The 20,930-nt window shown below is 71.9% G+C and carries 16 protein-coding genes; 6 read left to right on the top strand and 10 right to left on the bottom strand.

Translation table 11 applies throughout. From position 1 onward, the window contains the following. Positions 1 to 18 precede the first annotated feature (18 nt). Positions 19 to 891, top strand: a complete 873-nt coding sequence (locus ACT2CW_RS14995) for a peptidoglycan-binding protein (protein WP_164434063.1) — start codon at positions 19 to 21, stop codon at positions 889 to 891. A 133-nt stretch (positions 892 to 1,024) separates the two neighbouring features. Here ACT2CW_RS14995 and ACT2CW_RS14990 read toward each other — a convergent pair whose 3' ends face one another. Beyond that, complete coding sequence (locus ACT2CW_RS14990) at positions 1,025 to 1,654, bottom strand: TetR/AcrR family transcriptional regulator (RefSeq protein WP_445516913.1); 630 nt, start codon at positions 1,652 to 1,654, stop codon at positions 1,025 to 1,027. 263 nt (positions 1,655 to 1,917) lie between these two features. On the opposite strand from ACT2CW_RS14990, the gene ACT2CW_RS14985 reads away from it, so the two are divergent. From ACT2CW_RS14985 to ACT2CW_RS14975, 3 genes are all read left to right on the top strand, one after another. After that, the gene (locus tag ACT2CW_RS14985; protein ID WP_445516912.1) at positions 1,918 to 3,231 is read left to right on the top strand and encodes a UDP-glucose dehydrogenase family protein; all 1,314 of its coding nucleotides are present in this window, start codon (positions 1,918 to 1,920) and stop codon (positions 3,229 to 3,231) included. 111 nt (positions 3,232 to 3,342) lie between these two features. Further along, entirely contained in the window at positions 3,343 to 4,560 is a 1,218-nt protein-coding gene (locus tag ACT2CW_RS14980; RefSeq protein WP_445516911.1) for a glycosyltransferase, read from the top strand. A 116-nt stretch (positions 4,561 to 4,676) separates the two neighbouring features. Continuing rightward, complete coding sequence (locus ACT2CW_RS14975) at positions 4,677 to 6,302, top strand: MDR family MFS transporter (protein ID WP_445516910.1); 1,626 nt, start codon at positions 4,677 to 4,679, stop codon at positions 6,300 to 6,302. Positions 6,303 to 6,399: 97 nt separating this feature from the next. Here ACT2CW_RS14975 and ACT2CW_RS14970 read toward each other — a convergent pair whose 3' ends face one another. After that, positions 6,400 to 7,116, bottom strand: a complete 717-nt coding sequence (locus ACT2CW_RS14970; RefSeq protein ID WP_445516909.1) for an SDR family oxidoreductase — start codon at positions 7,114 to 7,116, stop codon at positions 6,400 to 6,402. An 81-nt stretch (positions 7,117 to 7,197) separates the two neighbouring features. On the opposite strand from ACT2CW_RS14970, the gene ACT2CW_RS14965 reads away from it, so the two are divergent. Next, positions 7,198 to 8,040: a helix-turn-helix transcriptional regulator gene (locus ACT2CW_RS14965; RefSeq protein WP_445516908.1), complete on the top strand. Its 843-nt coding sequence runs from the start codon at positions 7,198 to 7,200 to the stop codon at positions 8,038 to 8,040. Here the strand turns inward: ACT2CW_RS14965 and ACT2CW_RS14960 are convergent. From ACT2CW_RS14960 to ACT2CW_RS14935, 6 genes are all read right to left on the bottom strand, one after another. Then, entirely contained in the window at positions 8,029 to 8,295 is a 267-nt protein-coding gene (locus tag ACT2CW_RS14960) for a GlsB/YeaQ/YmgE family stress response membrane protein (RefSeq protein ID WP_037947522.1), read from the bottom strand. The two genes, ACT2CW_RS14965 and ACT2CW_RS14960, sit on opposite strands and share 12 nt — an antisense overlap. A gap of 216 nt (positions 8,296 to 8,511) precedes the next feature. Next, the gene (locus tag ACT2CW_RS14955; protein WP_445516907.1) at positions 8,512 to 10,026 is read right to left on the bottom strand and encodes an LCP family protein; all 1,515 of its coding nucleotides are present in this window, start codon (positions 10,024 to 10,026) and stop codon (positions 8,512 to 8,514) included. 132 nt (positions 10,027 to 10,158) lie between these two features. Beyond that, entirely contained in the window at positions 10,159 to 10,806 is a 648-nt protein-coding gene (locus ACT2CW_RS14950) for an NADPH-dependent F420 reductase (RefSeq protein ID WP_445516906.1), read from the bottom strand. 31 nt (positions 10,807 to 10,837) lie between these two features. Further along, on the bottom strand, positions 10,838 to 11,662 hold the full coding sequence (locus tag ACT2CW_RS14945; RefSeq protein WP_445516905.1) for an inositol monophosphatase family protein: 825 nt from the start codon (positions 11,660 to 11,662) through the stop codon (positions 10,838 to 10,840). 209 nt (positions 11,663 to 11,871) lie between these two features. After that, on the bottom strand, positions 11,872 to 13,275 hold the full coding sequence (gene dctA / locus ACT2CW_RS14940; protein WP_445516904.1) for a C4-dicarboxylate transporter DctA: 1,404 nt from the start codon (positions 13,273 to 13,275) through the stop codon (positions 11,872 to 11,874). Further along, entirely contained in the window at positions 13,272 to 14,390 is a 1,119-nt protein-coding gene (locus ACT2CW_RS14935) for a PrpF domain-containing protein (RefSeq protein ID WP_445516903.1), read from the bottom strand. The genes dctA and ACT2CW_RS14935 overlap by 4 nt, the downstream gene beginning before the upstream one ends. A 146-nt stretch (positions 14,391 to 14,536) precedes the next feature. Between ACT2CW_RS14935 and ACT2CW_RS14930 the strand changes: the two genes are divergently transcribed. Beyond that, positions 14,537 to 15,496 (top strand): LysR family transcriptional regulator, encoded by a 960-nt coding sequence (locus ACT2CW_RS14930; RefSeq protein WP_445516902.1) that lies wholly within the window; start codon positions 14,537 to 14,539, stop codon positions 15,494 to 15,496. Positions 15,497 to 15,533: 37 nt separating this feature from the next. Here the strand turns inward: ACT2CW_RS14930 and ACT2CW_RS14925 are convergent, their stop codons facing one another. Together ACT2CW_RS14925 and ACT2CW_RS14920 are read right to left on the bottom strand one after the other, a co-directional pair. Further along, the gene (locus ACT2CW_RS14925) at positions 15,534 to 16,496 is read right to left on the bottom strand and encodes an alpha/beta hydrolase fold domain-containing protein (protein WP_445516901.1); all 963 of its coding nucleotides are present in this window, start codon (positions 16,494 to 16,496) and stop codon (positions 15,534 to 15,536) included. Positions 16,497 to 16,949: 453 nt separating this feature from the next. After that, positions 16,950 to 20,747 (bottom strand): tetratricopeptide repeat protein, encoded by a 3,798-nt coding sequence (locus ACT2CW_RS14920; protein WP_445516900.1) that lies wholly within the window; start codon positions 20,745 to 20,747, stop codon positions 16,950 to 16,952. Positions 20,748 to 20,930: the final 183 nt, after the last annotated feature.

Raw genomic sequence — 20,930 nt, 5'->3', positions numbered from 1 at the left:
CCTAAGGAGCACACCACCATGGCCACGCCGCTCACCGCCGACCGTCTGCTCAAGGCGCTTCGCGACGAGGGACTGGAAGTCCATGAGTACCGCGACTGGCGGACTCACAACCGCAACAGCAAGGGCCCCTGGGGGCCGGTCAACGGGGTGATGATCCATCACACCGTCACCAAGGGCACGGACTCCTCCGTGGAGCTGTGCTACGAGGGGCACTCCTCGTTGCCGGGGCCGCTGTGCCACGGCGTCATCGACAAGTCGGGCGCGGTCCACCTGGTCGGCAACGGCCGCGCCAACCACGCGGGCCTGGGCGACGGCGACGTGCTCAGAGCCGTCGTCGACGAATCCGCGCTGCCCCCCGACAACGAGGCCGACACCGACGGCAACCGCCACTTCTACGGCTTCGAGTGCATCAACCTCGGCGACGGCGAGGACCCCTGGCCGGAGGCGCAGAAGCTGGCGATCGAGAAGGTGTCCGCGGCCATCTGCCGCGCCCACGGCTGGACCCAGCGCTCGGTGATCGGCCATCTGGAGTGGCAGCCGGGCAAGGTCGACCCGCGTGGCTTCACGATGGACAGCATGCGCAGCCGCGTCGCCAAGCGGCTCGGCGCCAAACCGGACGGCCCGGCGCCCAAGCCACCGGCGACCTACGAGCCGTTCCCGGGCGCCGACTTCTTCCGCGACGGCCGCGAAAGCAAGATCATCACGGCGATGGGCAAGCGGCTGGTGGCCGAGGGCTGCGGACGCTACGAGGAGGGCCCGAGCCCGGAGTGGACCGAGGCGGACCGCAAGTCCTACGCGGCCTGGCAGCGCAAGCTGGGCTACTCCGGCGACGACGCGGACGGCGTCCCCGGCAAGACCAGCTGGGACAAGCTGCGCGTGCCGAACGTCTGACCCCCGGGGATCCAGGGGCGAAGCCCCTGCCACGCGGCGGAGCCGCATACCTACGCCGCGGGAAGGGGCGGGTAGGGGAATCCGCAGGCCGCCATGGCGGCTTATCCGCCCCGGGGGCGGAGCGAGGAGCGGGTCAGCCGTCCTCGCTCCCGCCCCCGGGGCAGCCCGCGTCCAGCAGCGGATCGATACCCGCCCGGAGGAACCGCAGCAGGGTGTCGTCCGGTGCGGCGGCCAGCGCCGGTGAGCGGATGGCCAGGCGCAGCAGCGTGATGCCCATCAGCCACGCCGCCATCAACTCGGCCCGCAGCTCGGCGTCCTCGCCCTCCAGACGCCGCGCGAACCCCTCCGAGAACACCTCGGTGATCTCCTCGCGGAACCGCCCGACGGTCTCCTCCCGGCTGGAGGAGCGCAGCTTGGTCAGCAGCGGATGCGGGGCCTCCTCCTCGGTGGGCCCCGTGGAGACCACATCGCAGATCCACGCCGACACCTCGTCCAGCGGCAGATGGCGCAGCGGCTCGAACATGCCGGTGCTGGTCGACACGGCGTCGAACAGCGCCTCCTTTGAGCCGAAGTAGCGGTAGACCAGGGCGGCGTCCACGCCCGCGTCCTTGGCGATGTCGCGCACGCTACAGCCGTCGTAGCCGTACCTGGCGAACCGCAGCCCGGCGGCCCCCAGCAGGGCGCTGCGCGTGCCCGCCGCGTCGTATCTGCGGGCGCGGCGAGGGTGGTCGTCGCACCCTCCTGTGTCGCTTGCCCGGTTCACTCGTCGTACCTCCGCCTGGACCGTGCCGTACATGCTGCCGGTTCAGCCTCGCATGTCCAGAAGTCATCCACTGTTGTCATCACTTGTTGACCAAGCTGTGGGTCGGCGCGTTATGTTTTGTCAACGCGTGGTGACTTTGGTCGCCGCGGCGCGCGATCCCGGCCGGACGACGGTGTCCGGCCTGCTCGTCTCCCGACCGGGCGGCCCCGTGCCGCCCTCGCCACGCATCCGCATCTGACCCCCAGCAGAAGTGGTGATTCCCTGTGCAGATACGACGCGTCGCGGTGGTGGGCACCGGCTATGTCGGACTGACCACCGGCGCCTGTCTGGCCACCCTCGGCCATCGAGTGGTGTGCGCGGACACCGACCACCAGAAGGTCGAACGGCTCCGGCGCGGACAGGTCGACATCCTCGAGCCCCGGCTGCCCGAACTCGTCCGGGAGGGACTGGACTCCGGGCGGCTCGCGTTCATCCGCGACACCCGGGCCGCGGTCGCCGGCGCCGACGTGGTGTTCCTGTGCCTGCCGACCCCGATGGGCGTCGGTGGCGCCGCCGACCTGGCCGCCGTCGAGGCCGTGGCGGACCAGATCCGCGACGCGCTGCCGCCCGGCAGCGTGGTGGTCAACAAGTCCACCGTGCCCGTGGGCACCGCCGAGCGCGTCGCCGCGCTGCTGAACCGCCCGGACGTGGCGGTGGTGTCCAACCCGGAGTTCCTCCGCGAGGGTTACGCGGTGCGCGACTTCCTCCACCCCGACCGCATCGTGGTCGGCGCCGCGGACCGGGACGCGGCGCGGCGGGTGGCGGACCTGTACGCCGGTCTTGACGCCCCGCTGGTGCTCACCGACGCCGCGGGCGCCGAACTCGCCAAGTACGCGGCCAACTTCTTCCTGGCCATGAAGCTCTCCTTCGCCAACAACCTCGCCACGCTGTGCGAGCACTTCGGCGCCGATGTGGACGATGTGCTCACGGGCATCGGCCACGACCCGCGCATCGGCTCGGCCTTCCTCAAACCGGGCCCCGGCTGGGGCGGCTCCTGCCTGCCCAAGGACACCCACGCCCTGCTGACGATCTGCCAGGAGTCGGACGTGGACTTCCCGCTGCTGGGCGCCACCATCGAGACCAACGTCGAACACCAGCGGCGGCTCGTCGAGCGCGTGGTGGCCGGATGCACCCCGGGCGACGGCTCGCTGCGCGGCGTACGGCTGGCCGTGCTGGGCCTGGCCTTCAAGGCGGGCACCTCCGATCTGCGCGACTCACCGGCCCTGGCCATCGCCCGGCTGCTCAAGGAGCGGGGCGCCGAACTCCACGCCTACGACCCGGCGCTCAGCGAGACCCGCCCCGACCTCAGCGATCTGCTCACCCTCGCGGACACCCCCGAGGAGGCCCTCCGGGGAGCGCACGCCTGTCTGGTGCTCACCGAGTGGCCGGAGTTCCGCGCCCTCGACTGGGAGCGTGCCGCCGGGCTGCTCGGGTCCCCGGTCGTCTACGACTTCCGCAACCTCCTGGACCCCGACCGGCTGCGTCGCGCCGGACTCAGCTGCGAGGGCATCGGCCGCACGCCCGCGATGGCGCGCTGACCGCCCCACCCCCTCTCGCGCCGTACCCCTCGCCGTACCCCTTCCCGTACCTCTCGCCCTATCTCTCCCGTACGAGACCCTTCCCACAGAAAGGCCCCTGCGTTGCGGGTTATGTTCACCACGCTCGCCAGCCCCTCCCACGGCCGGGCGCAGCTTCCCCTGGCCCGGTCCCTCGCGGCGGCCGGCCATGAGGTGCTGGTGGTCACCACTCCGGCCCTCGTCCCCGTCTTCGAACGGGAGGAGGTGCGGGTGACGAGCGCCATCAGCGACTTCAGCCCGTCCTCCCTCCTCGGCCCCGTCCTGGCCGAGGAGACCGAACGGGCCGGTCTGCCCGACATGGACGACGAACAGCGGCAGGCGTTCATGCTGCGCGTCATGTGCAAGGTCGTGTCCGGCCCGATGGCCACGATGCTCCTGGACGCCGTGCTCCCCGTGGCACAGGACTTCCGCCCCGACCTCATCCTGCGCGACGGCATGGACCTCAGCGCCTGTATCGTCGCCGAAACCCTCGGCATACCCCAGCTGCCCACCCCGTCCGGGGCCGTCAACGGCTTCGACCCGGCCGCATTGCTGCCGGGCCTCAACGCCCTGCGGAAGCGGCGGGGACTGCCCTCCCCGGAGGATCCGCTGTCGATCATGCCGCACGGCCGCATCGACTACGTACCACCGTCCTTCTCCTTCGCCCGCCACGCGCCGGCCACCTGGGCCTACCGGCAGACGGTGGACGTGGACCGCGGTGCCGTGCTGCCGCGTTGGGTCGCCGAACTGCCCACCGACCGGCCCCTGATGTTCGCCGCCATCGGCACCGCGATCCCCATGCTCCACGACAGCTCACGCGGGGCGGACTCCGGGCCGCCGCCCATGCCGATGCCGGACCCGGTGGACACGATGCACGCCATGGTCCAGGGCGTGTCGCGGCTGGAGGAGTGCACCGTCATCCTCGCCACCGGGGGCATCCCCGTGGACACCGACGGGGTGCCGCCGCATGTGCACATCACCGATCGGCTGCCCCAGCCGCTGCTGCTGGAGTCCGTGGACCTCTTCCTCACCCACGGCGGCTTCAACAGCATCCGCGAATCGCTGCGCACGGCGACACCGATGGCGGTGCTGCCCCAGTTCGGCGACCAGCCCGGCAACGCACAGCGGGTCGAGGAACTCGGCCTCGGCCGGCGTATCACCGACGCCACGCCGGACGGCATCAGCGCCGTCTGCCGCGAGGTGCTGGCCGACGACGGCTGCCGGGCCCGGGCCCGCCGGGCGCGGCTGGAGATGCTGGCGCTGCCGGAGATCGAGAGCGCCGTCCCCGACCTGGAGAAGCTCGCCGGATAACCCCCGGCTCCGGAGCCCGGGCCCCCGGCGCCCGGGCTCCGGGTCCCGCTCTTCCCCGCGGGTATCCAGCCCCCGCTACGTCCCCCACGCGCGGCAGAGAAGGTTCGCAGGTACGTATGTCGTCCTCATCCACCACCACCGAGCCCACCGAGCCCACCGAGCCCCAGACCCCCGCCCGGCTGACCCACCGCCAGGTCGTCACCGTGCTGTCCGGGCTGGTGCTCGGCATGTTCCTCGCCGCGCTCGACCAGACCGTGGTCTCCTCGGCGCTGCGCACCATCGCCGACGATCTGCACGGCCTCACCGCCCAGGCATGGGTGACCACCGCCTATCTCGTCACCGGCACCATCGTCACCCCGCTGTACGGAAAGCTCTCCGACATCTACGGCCGCCGCCCGGTCTATCTGTCCGCGATCGTGCTGTTCACCTTCGGGTCGCTGCTGTGCGGATTCGCCACGTCCATCCATCAGCTCGCGGCCTTCCGGGCGGTGCAGGGCCTCGGCGGTGGCGGGCTGATGTCCCTCGCCATGACGATCATCGCCGACATCACCTCGCCACGGGAGCGCGGCCGCTACCAGGGCTACATCACCGCGGTGTTCGCCGGGTCCAGCGTCGTCGGCCCCTTGGTGGGCGGGGTGTTCGCCGGGCGCGCCTCGCTGCTGGGGATCGACGGCTGGCGCTGGATATTCCTGGTCAACGTGCCGCTGGCGGCCCTCGCCATCGTGGTGATCCTGCGTGTGCTGCACATACCCCACCAGCCCGTACGGCACCGGCTCGACTACGGCGGGGCGCTCACGCTCGCGGTCGGGATCGTGCCGCTGCTCGTCGTGGCCGAACAGGGGCGGAGCTGGGGCTGGGCCTCGCCCCGGGCGCTGGTGATGTACGCGGTGGGAGTGGCCGGGCTGATCTGCTTCGTCCTGCTGGAGCGGCGGATGGCGGATGCCGCGCTGCTGCCGGTCAGGCTGTTCCGCATCCGCGCGTTCCGGCTGGGCACCGTGCTGCACTTCACCGTGGGCATCACCATGTTCGGCGCCATGACCACCCTTCCGCTCTATCTCCAGCTGGCCAAGGGCATGAGCCCGATGGGGGCGGGCCTCGCCACGCTGCCCACCATGGCGGCGAATGTCACGGTGACCCTGGTGGTGGGCCGGCTGATGTCACGGACGGGCCGGTTCAAAATCCATCTGGTGGCGGGCGTCGGCTCCCTCACCGTCGCCATGCTGGTGTTCGCCACGCTGAGGGACGACAGCCCGCTGTGGTACGTGGCCATCGGCATGGTGTTCATGGGGGCGGGCCTGGGCGCGGCGATGCAAACGATCACCACGCTCGCCCAGTCCGAGGTGCCAGGGCGGGACATGGGGGCGGCCACCGCGTCGGTGAACTTCTTCCGGTCCAACGGCGGCACGGTGGGCGCGGCCGCCTTCCTGTCCATCCTCTTCTCCCTGGCCGGTACGCGGATCAGCGACCGGCTGGCGGTGGCCTCCGAGGACGCCTCGTTCCGCAGGCTGGCCGGGGAACCGGCGAACGCCGAGGCGCTGAAGGGCGTGGTACGGCCCGACGGCGGGGTCAACCTGGAGGACTCGGCCTTCCTCCACCACCTCGATCCGGCCGTGGCGCAGCCGTTCCTGGAGGGCTATGTCAGCGCCCTGCGCGTGGTCTTCCTCACCGGCGCCGCGGTGGGCCTGATCGCCTTTGTGATCGCCGCCTGGCGGGTGCCGAACACCCAGCTCTCCGCCGACTGACGCGGTCGGCGGGAGCGGGTGGGAACACCGGGGCGGCGGCGAGAGGACCACCGCACGGCCCGTGTGACGCCGGGGGACGGCCTGCGACGCCGGGGGTCTACCAGGGCGCCGGAGTGCCGTCCCAGGAGAAGAACCCGCCGGTGGGCCCGGTGTCCGGGAGAAGGGCGAGCCGGACCGCGCCCGCCGCGCCCTCGGCCGGATCCCCGTCGCTCCCGGCGGCGCGGGCGTTCAGATCGGTCCTGCGCAGCCCCGGGGCCAGCGCGTTGACCTTGAAGCCCTCGGCGGCCAGGGCCTGTGCGGTGTAGAGGGTGAGAGCGTTCAGGGCCGTCTTGGAGGAGCGATAGGCCGCGGCCGACCCGGCGGACACGGCGAACTGGTGCTCCGGGTCCGCGCTCCAGGTCAGCGAGCCGGTGCCACTGGAGACATTGACGATCCGGGGCGCGTCCGAGCGGCGCAGGGCCGGGAGGAAGGCGTTGGTGACGGCGAGGACACCGAAGACGTTGGTCTCATAGGTCCGGCGGAAGTCCTCGAGATCGGCCTCGGGCGCCGTGGCGCCGCCCACCATGATGCCCGCGTTGTTGACCAGGACGTCCAGCCGTTCCAGCTGGGCCGCGGCCGTGGCGATGCTGTCCGCGTCGGTCACGTCGAGCACCATCGGCCGGGCGTCGCCGCCGATCTCCTCGGCGGCCCGCCGCCCCAGCTCGGCGTCGCGCGAGCCCACGTGCACGGTGAGCCCCTCGGCGGCGAGCTGGCGTGCGATTTCCCTGCCGATGCCCTTGTTGGCACCGGTGACCAGTGCTGTGCGATTGTTCATGGCACCAAGGGTTCCCCGGCCACGTTCACCCTGCCAGGGACAACCTGTCCTAGGCAGCACCCGTCAGCCGAAGGAGGCAGCATGGCGAGGCACGAGCTGGCCCGCTTCCTGCGGGACCGCCGCGAGGGGCTGCGTCCCCAGGACATCGGCCTGCCCGCCGACCCCCACCGCCGTACGCCCGGGCTGCGGCGCGAGGAGGTGGCGGAGCTGGCCCATATGTCGGTCGACTACTACACCCGCCTGGAGCAGGCCCGTGGCCCGCGACCTTCGCCGCGCATCCTGGACGGGCTGGCGGCGGCGCTGCGGCTCGCGCCCGCCGAGCGCAGCCATCTGTTCCGGCTCGCGGGGACGAGCGCGCCCCCGGGTGCCCGGGCGGTCCGGCGGGTCCGCCCGCATGTGGCCCAGATGCTGCGGCGGCTGCCCGACACCGCGGCGATCGTCACCGACGCCGCCTACGACGTGGTCGCCTGGAACCCGCTGGCGCGGGCCCTGCTCGGCGACGGCCTCGGCCGCGACACCAACCTCGCCCGCCGCCGATTCCTCGGCCGGGGCCATGTGTACGAGAGCTCGAGCGCCGAGGAGTTCGGGCACATCGTGGTCGCCCGGCTCCGCCGGGCCGCCGACCGCTACCCCCGGGACACGGCGCTCACCGCGCTGCTGGGCGAACTGCGCACCGGCAGCGAGGAGTTCCGGCAGATCTGGGAGGAGCGTCCGGTACACGCCCCCGGCCACCGGACCAAGACCATCGACCACCCCACGGCCGGGCCGCTCAGGCTGAACTGCGATGTCCTGCTCGTCCCCGAGGACGACCAGGAAGTGGTCCTGATCACGGCCGACCCCGGATCCCCCTCCGCCCGCACGATCCGCGGGCTCGCGGACGCGGTGGCGGACAGGACGAGCGCGATGGATGCGTCAGTTCCGTGAATTGCCGAACAACAGGCGGTACACAACGAGGAGGACGAAGGCGCCACCGATCGCCGCGCCCCAGGTGGCGGGGTCGAAGAACTCCTTCTGGACCGGGCGGTCGAAGAACTTCGCGGAGATCCAGCCGCCCACGAACGCTCCCGCGATGCCGGTGACCGTGGTGCCGACCAGCCCGCCCGGGTCACGCCCGGGGAGGAGGATCTTGGCGATGACTCCGGCCAGCAGGCCGAGGATGATCCAGCTCACGATACCCACGTTGTTCGTCCCCTTCGTCGTGCTGTTGTGCTGTCGTGCGGTGGTGCCGGGGTGAGTGAGCCCGGTCGATGACGTGTTCAGTCGGTTGCGCGGGTGTACGGGCGTCAACGAAGACGCGGTCCGCCCGGCGGTGGTTGCGAGCGGCTTGATCTTCCTGATGCCCGGGGAGTGGCGGGCCATGCCTGAACGGGATGTGAGGACCGTGCGCGGATCCGGTCAGCCGTAGGACAGATTGGAGCAGGGGTCGTCGTCGGCGGAGCGGGCGTCGTCGGCCACATGGGAGGAGGGCGTGGACGGCGCGGAGGGTGTGGAGGTATCGGGGGAGGGCGCGGTGAGGTACGTACGGCCCAGGGTGAGGCTGATGCCCGGGGTGGTGGCGGGGCGCAGTCCGGCGCCGGGGAAGAGCCGCGCCACGGCCTGGGCCCGGTCCCGCTCACCGGGGCCGTAGCCGACCACGGTGGTGGCGTGGTCCTGGGTGTCGGCGTTCGTGGCGCCGGTCACGGTGAAGCCGTGGGTCCGGAGCGTGTCCGCGGCGCGTGCGGCGAGGCCCGGGGTGGTGGTGCCGTTGTAGACGCTGACGCTGATGCCCGCGCCCGACACGGTGGACGTGGCACTTGGCGTGGCGGGGTCCCGGGGCTCGTCCCTCTTCCCGCCCGCCGCCTTCCCGTCGATGGTGCGGTCGGCCCTGATGTCCGCCCAGAGCCCGTCGGCGTCGGGCTGGACGATGGCGACCCGTTCGCCCTGGTAGCGCCAGGGGATGGTGACGAACTTGGTGTTGTGCAGATCGATGTCCTTCATCGACATGGCGAAGGACATCAGCTTCTTCGCGGAGCCGAGCCCCGGGTCCACGGTCATGGACTTGGTGGCCGCGTCCGCCAGCGGATACAGCGTGGTCGGATTGATCCCCTGGCTCTTGACCTTCTTGAGCAGGGCGGAGATAAACGCCTGCTGCCGCTGTATGCGCCCGATGTCGGAGCCGTCGCCGATCCCGTGGCGGATGCGCACGTAGTCCAGCGCCTTCTGCCCGGAGACCGTCTGGACCCCCTTGCTGAAGATGCGCTTGCCGCGGGTGGTCCGGCTGGGGCTCAGATCGCGCTCGTAGACGTCCTGGGGCACGCACACCTGGACCCCGCCGACCGCGGAGGTCATCCGGGAGAAGCCCTCGAAGTCGATGACCACGGTGTGGTCCATGCGCAGCCCGGTGAGCTTCTCGACGGTGTTCTGGGTGCAGGCCGGATTGCCCTGGGCGGTCTCGCCCACGGAGAACGCCGAGTTGAACATGGCGTTCCGTTGTGTCCTGGTCCATGTGCCGTCGGGCAGCCGGCACGGCGGGATGTCGACCAGGGTGTCGCGGGGTATCGACACCCCGACCGCGTGCTTGCCATCGGCGTAGACGTGCAGCAGCAGGGCGGTGTCCGAGCGGCCCACGTCTCCGGTGCCGCCGCCCAGTCTGCTGTTGCCGCCCGACCGGGTGTCCGAGCCGATGACCAGCACGTTCTGGCCGGCGGCGTTCCCCTCCGGCCGGTTGTCGGAGAGGCCGTCCGCCCCGAAGGTGGTGATGTTCCCGTTCAGCTTGAAGTAGAGCCAGCCCACTCCGCCGCCGAGCAGCACGAGGAACGACACCACGACCACCAGAGCGATCCGCAGCGGGCGGCGCCCCTTGCGCTGCCGCCCGGCGTCCGTCCGTTCCGCGGTGGCGCTCCCGGTCGTCTCCCCGTCTCTGCCTGTCATGCGCGTCCTTCGTCCGGCGGCTGTTCGGATGAGAAGACGGTCGATGCTGGCCTGAGGTTCTATCGATGCGCAAGGGCATGTTTCATGACGTGTGGTACGACACGTCCCCGCGGTGCCGGAGGTGCGGGGTGGTCAGCGGGCCAGGGAGACGGCAAACGGCCGGAATCCATGGCGGCGCAGCACATGCGGCACCAGCAGCACGAGGGCTTCGGTGGCACGGGCGGTGGTGATGTCGCCGAGGTCCTCGATCCACTCGGGCTTCCAGCCGAGGTCGGCGAGAAGGCCCGCGGTGACGGCCTTGGCCTCCGCGTCGTCGCCGGAGAGATAGGCGGTGGGCGGGGTGGACAGCTCGGCGGGGGCCGTCATGACCGGGAAGAGCATGGTGTTGAGTGCCTTGACCACCCGGGTTTGGGGCAGGGCCCGCTGGAGCCGCTCGGCCAGGCTGCTGCCGGGGTAGCACAGGTCCGAGGGGAGTCCGTCGGGCGTGTGCCGGGTGGCGTTGGAGACGTCGATGAGGATCTTGCCCGCCAGCTCGGTGTGCAGGGCGGAGAGGCGTTCCAGGGCGGTGTCGCCCGGGGTGGCGTTGATGACGATGTCGGTGGTGGCGGCGGTGGTGCGCTGGTCGGTGTGGCGGATCGCGGGGACGGCGCCGGTCTCGTCGGCCGGGGTCTCCTCGGGCGGCTGCCGGTGGCCGAGGGTGATCTGGTGGCCGGCGGTGGCGAGTGCGCGGGCGAGACCGCTGCCGACGCGTCCGGTGCCGAGGATGCCGATGCTGGTCATGCGTGTGAACTCCTTGCTCGGGGGTGGGCGGTCAGACGATGGGCGACAGGACGGAGACGGCCTCGGCGTGGATGCCGGGGGCCGTGGCCAGGAAGTCACCACTGGCCAGGTCCCAGGGATTGCCTTGGACGTCGGTGACGGTGCCACCGGCCTCGGCGACCAGCAGCGCGCCGGCCACCAGACCCGAGCGCACATCGGAGAACTGCCAGAACGCGTCCATGCGCCCGGCGGCCACATGGATCAGCTGGAGGGTGGCGGGCACGGAGACCCGGACGACGAGGCCGTGGATCAGCATCCGGGTGACCGAGGCGCCGATCCGGTGGAAGGTGTGCTCGTCCTCGCCCGGCCGGGCCTGGCCCGTGCCGACCAGGGCCGCGCCCAGGTCCGTCTTGGCCGACACCCGCAGGGGCGCGCCGTTCAGCCGGGCGCCGTGTCCGGCCACCGCGGTGTACCAGTCGCCGGTCAGCGGAAGGTGGACGACGGTGAGCACCGGGTGGTTGTCGCGGACGAGGGTGGCGGTCACGGCCCAGTCGGACATGCCGTGCACATGGTTGATGTTGCCCTCGGCCGGGTCGACGATCCACCACTCGCCCGGCGGCAGCGCGCCGCCCTCCAGCTCGTCCTCGGCCCAGCGCGCACCGGGCCTGGCGGCCATCAGCGGCGCCTTCAGGACGTCGAGCACCGCGTCGTCGTTGGCGTGGATCTCGGTGACGATCTCGTCGAGCGCCACCCCGCGGGCCTGTGGGGTGTGGCGGTCCCGCAGCAGGTCACCCGCGGTGCGGACGGCCGCGGTGACCCGGGTGAGCAACGCGGCGTCGAGGCCGGTGTCGGTGGTGGTGCCGGTGGACGTGGACATGAGTGCTCCCGCGAATGGTGAAGGAGGGGGAGGCTTGGCGCGCGCTTCGCCGTCTGTGCCTCGACCGTAGGCACCCTCGTGGATAACGGCAATTGCACATATGGCACTGCTGGGTTTACTCCCGTGCAACGGAAAACGGCGGGCCGACAAGCGACACCCGGGCCGAAGCGTTCGCTTCGGCCCGGGCGGTTAGCCAGGTGGCGATGTGGTCAGCCGATGGCGGGGACGGGTTCGCGGGGCGATCCCGCCGGCTCCTCGGGAACGAGGTCGTCGGTGGCCGTGTCATCGGGGTTGAAGGGCAGATCACCACGGAGCACCGCCCGGACCCGGGCCTCGTCCAGCTGCCCCTCCCAGCGGGCCACTGCCAGCGTGGCGACACCATTGCCCACCAGGCTGGTCAGCGCCCGCGCCTCGGACATGAACCGGTCGATGCCGAAGATCAGCGCGAGGGCCGCCACCGGGACATGGGGGACGGCGCTGAGCGTGGCGGCCAGGGCGACGAAGCCCGAACCGGTCACCCCCGCCGCGCCCTTGGAGGTGAGCAGCATGACGGCGAGCATGGTCAGCTGCTGGGTGAGGCTGAGGTCCACCCCCACGGCCTGGGCGAGGAACACCGACCCCATGGTGAGGTAGATGGCCGTTCCGTCGAGGTTGAAGGAGTATCCGGCGGGCAGGGTGATGCCCACGACCGGCTTCGAGGCGCCCGCGTGCTCCAGCTTGGCCATCATGCGCGGCAGCACCGGTTCGGTGGACGAGGTGCCGAGCACGATCAGCAGCTCCTCCTTGATGTAGCGGAGGAACGGCAGCAGGCGCAGTCCGCCCAGGCGCATCACCGCACCGAGCACCACCAGGACGAAGAAGAGGGCGGTCAGCCAGAACGAGCCGACCAGCAGTGCCAGATGGCGCAGGGTGCCCAGGCCGTAGTTGCCGATGGTGAAGGCCATCGAGCCGAAGGCGCCGACGGGGGCCAGCCGCATGATCCAGCGGATGAGCCGGAACAGCACCGTGGAGAGCTTCTCGACGCCCGCGGCGATGCCCGCCCCGGCCGCGCCACTGGCCTGGAGACCGAAGCCGAACAGGACCGCCACCAACAGCACCGGCAGGATCTCCTCGCCGGTCAGCGCGGAGACGAGGGTGTCCGGGATGGTGCTGAGGACGAAGTCCGTGAAGCTCTCATGGGCCTGGGTCGCCTCCGCCGGGAGGCTGTCGGTGCTGAGGGTGGAGACATCGACGTGCAGTCCGCTGCCGGGCCGTACGACGTTGACCACGACCAGCCCGATGACCAGGGCGATGGTGGTCAGGATCTCGAAGTAGACCAGGGCCTTGAGGCTCACCCGGCCGACCGCTCTGCGGTCGCTCATGGCCGCGATGCCGTGGACGACCGTACAGAAGATGATCGGCGCGATCATCATCCGCACCAGCGCGACGAAACCGTCTCCCAGCGGTTTCAGCTCCGCCCCGAAGGAGGGCCACAGCGAACCGACGACGACCCCGGCGAGGACCGCGAGCAGGCACTGGACATAGAGGCGGGACAGCAGCAGGCGGATGCGGCCGGGCCGGTCGGGCCGGTCGGGGGCGGCGACGGTGCCCGGCGCTGCGGCGTTGCGGCTCATACGGGGCGTCCTTCCGGGACGGGAACGAGAAGTTCGGCTCGGGCGATGCGCCGGGCGGCGCGGTGCAGGAGCACCGTGGGGGACGCGCCGTCCGGTGCGGGGACGGCTCGGGCGGTGATGACGCCCGCGGGGGTGCCCAGCCGCAGCGTGCCGTCGGCGGTCTGCCGGGTGACGCGGTGGGCGAGGGTGCCGGGGGTCGCGGCGGCCGTGGCCAGGGCGACGGCGGAGGTGAGGCCGATCGCCGGATGCGGGGCGTGCATGGAGACCATGCGCACGGCCACGTCGTACCGGTCCTGAGTGACCAGGTGACCGTGGGTGGTGCGATATGTTACGGGGCCGCCGACGACACCGACCTTGGGCACCGCGTGGCTGACCGGGGCGTCCTCGCGGACCAGCCCCATCGCGAGCGCCGCCGTGCGGCGCAGCACGGTGAGCGCGGGCACCGCGGCGGCGAACGCGGCCAGGGACTCGGAGCCGTCGAGGCCGAACGCCTTGGCGTCGAAGAGCGCGGCGGGCGCGCCCGCGTCCACGAGCGAGGCTTCGACGGGGCCGTCCGGCCCGGTCAGGGTGTCCAGCGGGCGGCCGGTGGGCAGGGCGCGGCCGGTGGTGGACCCGGCCGGGTCCTGGAACCCCAGCAGGACCGGCACCCCGAGCGCGTCGGTGCCGGGCACCGCGGCGGTGCCCTCGTCGGGCGCGGTCCGGCCGGAGGTGGGGATGGTGCCGGTGAGGCGGGCCCCGGTGTTCACATTGAGCATGCGGACGGTGGTGGTGTCCGAGGTGATCGGCACCATCCCGCGGTGGACGGCGTACAGCGCGACCGCGGTGGCGCAGTTGCCGCAGTTGCTGGTCCACTCCACCCGCTCATCGCCGATGCCCACCTGCGCGAAGGCGTAGGAGACATCCACGCCCGCCACGTCCGACAGCTGGACGATCGCGGCCTTGGAGGTGGTGGACGAGGCGCCGCCCACCCCGTCGATCTGGCGGGGGTCGGCCGCGTTGAAGGCGGCGAGCAGCAGGGTGTCGGCATCCACTCCGGTGGCCACCACATCGTGGTGGTCGAAGATCCAGCACTTGCTGGTACCCCCGCGGATCATCTCGCCCCGCACACGCAACACAACGGACTCCCCATGGCCGTGGAATCGACACCCCGCCGACGGCTCCTGCGTGGGCGGTGGCATCTACGGTGTGTTACCGCAGCGTGAAGTACAATCTCGGAAATCTGTAGGGGTATTAAGCAGAGCTGAAGGCTTGAGGTGATGCCGTGCTGGACGTCCGGCGCATTCTGCTCTTCGCCGAAGTGGCCAGGCGCGGCTCCGTGACGGCCGCGGCCCGCGCTCTGAACTACACGCCATCAGCGGTGTCCCAGCAGGTCAGCCGGTTGGAGACGGAGGCCGGCCAGCCGCTGCTCGACCGCCACGCACGGGGTGTCACCCTCACCGACGCCGGGCGCGCCCTGGCCGACCGCGGGGAGCGGATCGCCCGTGAGCTGAAGGCCGCGGAGAGTGAGCTCGCCGACTTCGCGGGGCTCCGCGCGGGCACTCTGCGCATCGGCACCTTCCCCACCGTCGGCGCCTCGCTGCTGCCACCCGCCGTCATCGCCTTCCGCGACACCCACCCGGATGTACGGCTGACCGTGCGCAGCGCCCGTATCGCGGGCCTGTGGTCGATGCTGGAGAACCGGGAGGTCGAGATGTCGCTGATGTGGGACTACGACTGGTGCCGCATCGACCGCGAGGACGTGGACATCACCCCGCTCCTCGACGATCCGCCCGCCCTCCTGGTCGGCGACCGCCATCCGCTGGCCACCCGTACCGACGCCACGCTCGCCGATCTCGCCGACGATTCGTGGATCACCCGTGCCGACCGACATCCGGTGGCCGAGGCCCTGGTGCGCAGCTGCCGGGCGGTCGGCTTCGAACCGCAGATCGCGTATGAGGCACACGACTACCAGGAGGCGCAGGCGATGGTGGCCGCCGGTCTGGGCGTGGCGCTGGCCCCGACGCTGGCCCTGGAGGGCATCCGCCCCGGCGTCAGCGTGCTGCCCCTGCGGCCGCCCGCGCCGGTGCGCCGGATCCTGCTCGTGCGCATGGCCGACCACGCCCTCACCCCCGCCGCCGGGGCGTTCCTCGGCTCGCTGCGGGAGAGCGCCGCGGCCCGGCGGACCGAGGCCGTGGGCGCGGGTGGACGAGCGGCGGTGCTGGACCCCCGCACCGGCTCATGACGGACCCTCTCATGAAGGGCTCTCTCGTGACGGGCCCTCACAGCGAGGAGATCACCCGCCTGCGGTCCTCCATGGCGCGGCGGGCGAGCCGGGAGGCGGGGGCGAGGCGGTCGTACTCATGGATGGCCCCGCTGTGCAGATGCAGTTCGATGGGGATGTCGGCGTCGGCGAGCCGCTGGGCGTAGGTGACGGCCTCGGCGCGGAAGATGTCGAGCTCGCCGACCTCGACATAGGCCGGTGCCAGGCCCTCGACGGTGGCGACACGTGCGGGCGCCACCTGCGGCGGGACATCGTCGGTGCCGAACGCCGCACCCAGCAGGGCATGCCAGCCGGTCCAGTTGTCGTCCCAGGTCCAGGCCACATATGGGGTCAGCCGGGGATCCGGGGCGAGCGTGCGGTCGTCCAGCATGGGATACAGCAGGGCCTGGCGGGCGAGCGGAACGCCCCGGTCGCGGGCGAGGATCGCCACTCCGGCGGCGAGCCCGCCCCCGGCGCTGTCGCCCATGACGGCGATGCGGCGGGGATCGACCCTCAGCTCGGGCGCCTGGTCGCCCAGCCAGGCCAGCGCGGCGAACACATCCTCCACGGGGCCGGTGCCGGTGGCCGCGTCGGGGGCCAGACGGTAGTCCACGGACACGAACGGCACTCCGGTGGCCTGGACATACCCGGCCACCACGGAGTCATAGAGATCGATGCTTCCGGCGATCATCCCTCCGCCATGGGCGTAGACGACCGCGGAACCCGGCGTGGACTCGGCCTTCTCGTACCAGCGGACGAGGATCTCCCCCCCGTCCGCGGACCGCACCTTGTGCGAGGACGCCTTCACCAGCGGATAACCGAACGGGTACGCCGGGAGCAGTGAGGCCATCCACCGCATCGAGGCCGTGCCCCTGGCGCGCAGCGTCCGCCAGTCGTCGCGCTCGGGCGGGGGAGCGGGGTCGCTCTGTTCGGCGAGGGCCTGGAGAACCGCGGCGAGCTCAGGGTCGAGGGTGAAGGCCATGGTCGACTCCGTTCGAGGACGGGACGGCGGGGCGGCCGCCCCAACTGTCCTCCCAGCCTGCCGAGTTGCGCTCAAGTTCCGGTACAGAGACTGGCGACGGCATGAGGACCACTACGGGGTGTCCGGCGGATCTCTGCCCCTCCCCGCCCCTTCCCGCGGCATTGGTATGCGGCTCCGATATGCGGCTCCGCCGCGTGCGGGGCTCCGCCCCAGACTCCGGGGTCCAGGGGCGAAGCCCTTGGTAACGGGAAGGGGCGGGGAGGGGAGCAGCGCGCCGCAGGCGTCAAGACCCTCGGACACCTTCAGGGGCGGGCGCCCGTTCGCCGCGGTGCGCCCGCCCCTGACCCTCGGCTCTCCCGATCATCGCTTTCCCCGCCTCCGCTTCCGTACTCCAGGGAAACGTGGGCTTGAGACAAGGTGTCGGATCCGGGGACCGCCTCATCAGGGACCGCCTTACCCGGGCCGCAGCGAATCCCTCAGCTTCCTGGCCGCCTCGGTCTCGGCGATGTACTTGCCCGGGCTGGCCGCGCCGAGCTCCTCGTACAGCGCCACCGCCTGCTCGGCCGCGGCCAAGGCCTCCTCGCGGCGCCCGTCCGCCACCAGCAGCGCCGCCTGCCGGTACGCGGCCATGGCCAGCAGCGGGCGGTAGGTGCCGGGCACGGTGGCATCGAGCCGCTGGTAGATCTCGCGCGCCTCCCGCCATGCGTCGGCGCCCGCGCCGGGGCGGCCCGCGGACTGCAACAGGGCGCCCAGATTGCCCAGCGCCCAGGCCAGATTGGGCAGATCCGCGCGGCGACGGTAGATCGCCACCGCGTCGCGTCCGGCCGTCACCGCCTCCTCATGACGGCCCGCGTGCTGGAGATACATCCCCAGGAACACCAGCATCTTCGCCATCGCCGTCTCGAAGGCGGGGTCGGCGGCGGCCAGGACCCGGTAGGCGGCCACCGCACGCCGCTGCGCCTCCGCGGCCTCCTCCGGGCGGCCGGCCTCGTAGAACCGGGCGGCCAGATTTCCCAGCGCCCATGCCACATGCTCCTCGTCCCCGATGGCCCGGTACTCGGCGACGCCCTCCTGGCCGATCGTGATCGCCTCGTCATGGCGCCCGACCCGGGACAGATACATCCCGAGGATGACCAGCGTCTGGGCCACGTCCCGGCGGGCCGGGGCGGACACCGTGGCGAGCTGGAGATACGCGTCGCGGGCCTGGAACTGGACCTCGACGGCCTCCGCGTGGCGACCGGCGTTCGTCAGCACGGCGGCGCGCTGCCGGAACGTGTTCGCGAGCAGGTTCATACGGGCCAGGTCGGCGGGCCGGGGGACGTAGTCGGCGGTCCGCCAGTAGTGGACCGCGGCGGGGCCACCGTCCGCCCGGGTGGTGTAGAGCTTGTGGTTGTCCGGCCGGAACACGGCCAGTTCGGCCTTGCCGTCGCCGTCGTAGTCGGCCGGTACGGGTATGTCGCCGGGCCGTCCCCAGGGCACTGAGCGCGGCGCGGCGCCGGACGACGGCCGGATCTGCCAGGAGCCCTCGGCGGACGACCAGGTGGCCTCGTCGGCCACGCCGTCCCCGTCGTAGTCGGCCCGCACCGGCATGGGCGCGACGGGCTGAGCCGTGGCGGCGGGCGCGGTGAAGTACCAGTACCAGATGGTGAGTTGGAGGGCGCTGAGCCGGTCCAGCTTCAGGCCGCCCTCCCGCGCCGATGTCGGCTCGACGGTGACCGTCCAGGTCGTGGCGGGGCTGCGGCCCCAGTAGGACGGCCGGGGGTCCGCGGGGTCGGTCGGGTCGCTCCTGTCGAACGTGGCCTCCACGGTGGCGGTCAGGGGGCGTCCGCTCGGACGCTCCTCCGTCCCGCTCCGCCGCCGGTTCACGGCCGCGCCTCCGTGCTGGAGGAACAGGACGACGGCCGGTGTCTCGGCGGTGGCCCCGACCAGGCCCAGATGAACCCGGTCGATCTTGAATTCCGAGAAGGCGGCCGGGAAACCGTCGAGGGAGACGGTGAACGTCGCCTGCCCGGTGGTCCGCAGCGCGGTCAGCACCTCGGGCGCGGTGATGTTCACAAAGCGCACCGTGTGGTCGAGAAGCGCCTTGTACTCCATGTACCTGGTGCGCAGGGGCTCCAGTTTGAGCATCGCGTTCCACGACTGGTGGTAACGGTCGAACAGGCCGGGCACCCGGCTCGCATCGCCCCGGGCGAGCGGCTGATACGCGTTCTCGACCTCGTCCGGGTGCAGATGGCCCCAGTCGAAGCTGTAGGCCGGGGCCTCGTTGCCGAAGGTGAAGATGTCCAGCGCCCGGTGCGCGTAGAACGAGTACCGGATGAGGACGTCGACATAGAACTGGGTCTGGGTGACCAGGCGGCGGGCGGTCGCGCTGAGCACGGTGATGTCGGAGGCCCAGTCCCCGTCGAGCCTCCGCATCGCCTCGAGGTCGGCCTCATTCCGGGCGAGCTTGGCCTCGGCCGCCCGCTTGAGCAGCTGCTTCTGCTGGACTTCCAGGATCTGCACGCCGAGTTGCCGCACCAGGTCGAGGTGGCGGGCCACCAGATCCCGCTCCCTGCTCTCCAGCTTTCCGTCGATCGTGGTGGCGGCCAGCTCCGCGATGGTCCGCCCGGCCTCGATGAACTTCGCGCTCTTCTTGACGAGATCGCTCAGCCCGCCCATCACCTTGGCGGCTTCCGGCTTGGGCTTGGGGCTGGTGGGGTTGGACCAGTCGATGTAGTTGATGAGATAGGCACCCTCGCCGTACCGGCCGGTGGCGGTGTCGAACCCCTCGAACGAGGCGCTGGAGGTGGCGATCGCCTCGGCCGCGGCGACGAACGCCACGGCGGTGGCACCGGCGGAGACGATCGCGGACGCGGCGGCGGCCACCGCGATGGCCGCGCCCACCAGCGGACCGAGGTCGTTGCCCGGCGGGAACTGCATGCGCTGCCGGGTCATCTCCTCGCGGACCTGCTGGATCTGCTGGTTGACCTCCTCGATCTGCTGATTGATGATCTTCTGCCGGCCCTCGGCCCCCTCCAGCGCCAGCCCCGCCGCCTTCTCCTCCAGGACCAGCACATCGCGCATTCCGGCCAGCTGCTCCATGTCGCTCTTCAGCAGCTCGCGCTTCTGGCCGGTGCTGAGGACGGAGAGCAGCAGATTCATGGCGTCGGTGAAGCGGCCGTGCACGATCGCGTCGTAGTCGACGACCACGTCCTCGAAGTTCGGGAAGTCCGGCATGAGGTCGAGGTTGTACGGCTGGCCGATCGGCGAGAGGTTGGTCGCGATGTACCGCGACAGCTCGGCGGCCCGCTCCTGCCCCGGGTCGAGCGCGAGGGCCCGGCCGAACTCATGGGCCGCTCTGTCGCGGTGGCCGCTCCGCTCCGGCAGCCCCGGGGCGTAGGAGCGGAAGAGGAACTCGCCCACCGTCGTGCGGTAGTGGGCCCACTCCGCGGCGCGCCCGCCCAGGCGCGGCCGCACCACGCCCCACCAGTCGGCGTCGGAGCGCACCAGGAGCCTCGGCTCCACCCCCGGACCGGCCGTGGACCCGGCGGTGCCCGGCGGTCCGCCGGGCCCGTTCTCGCCGCCGTGCCTGCCTCCGGTGCCGCCCCTGCCGCCGGACCCGGCCGCGCCGGGCGCCCCGCCCGCCCCGTCGAGCGACAGGCCCGAGTACGCGACCGTCTCGACCACGATCTCCGCGGCCGGGCCGCCGGCGCCCCCGGTGCCACCCGGCCCACCGGGGCCGCCGTTGCCGCCCGGGATGGAGTCGGGCGGGTCCGGCCGGTTGGGCGGGCGGGCGCCGTCCTTCCCGCGACCGCCGAGCCCGCCCGTACCACCCTGGCCGCCCTGGCCGCCGCGGGCGGCGATCCGCAGGTCGGTGATGGTGTGCGCGAGCACCGTGACGGGCGTGGCGGCGCCACCCGCGCCTCCGGTGCCACCCGGTCCGCCGGGGCCGCCGTCCATGCCGTTGTAGCCGACGCCGGACGGGCCGGTGGCGCCGTACGCACCCGCGGCACCGGGCGCGCCGCCGCTGTCCAGCGCGCCGCCGTTGCCACGGTAGGTCTCGGCGACCACGACGAGGGGGTGGCCCGCGAGCCCGGTGAGGACGTACTGAGGATCGTGGACCACCTCGCGCGCGATGAGCGCCAGCCGCGCCTCGGGCGGCAGCTGTGGGAGCTCGGCCCTGATCTCGGCGAGCAGTGCGTCATTGACCTGGATGGTGTCCCTGATGTGGACCCAGTCGACCGTGATCTCCCCACCCGCGGGCATCGTCATCGCGGAACTCCCCCTTTGCGCGCCGCCTGACCCGAGGTCATTCTTCGGCCGCGCCGGGCTCCTGTGATGTGTGTACCCGCTACATCACCCGATCGGGGTACGTTGCTCATATGTGCCCGGCTCCCGCCCCGAGCAGCGGTGGCCACGGCAGAAAGAAGGCCGACAAGGGAAAAAAACTTTCAC

The sequence above is a fragment of the Streptomyces sp. NEAU-174 genome (genome assembly GCF_052665095.1).
Note: the sequence above shows the minus strand (reverse complement) of the source record. Positions and strands in the feature narration are given on the sequence as shown.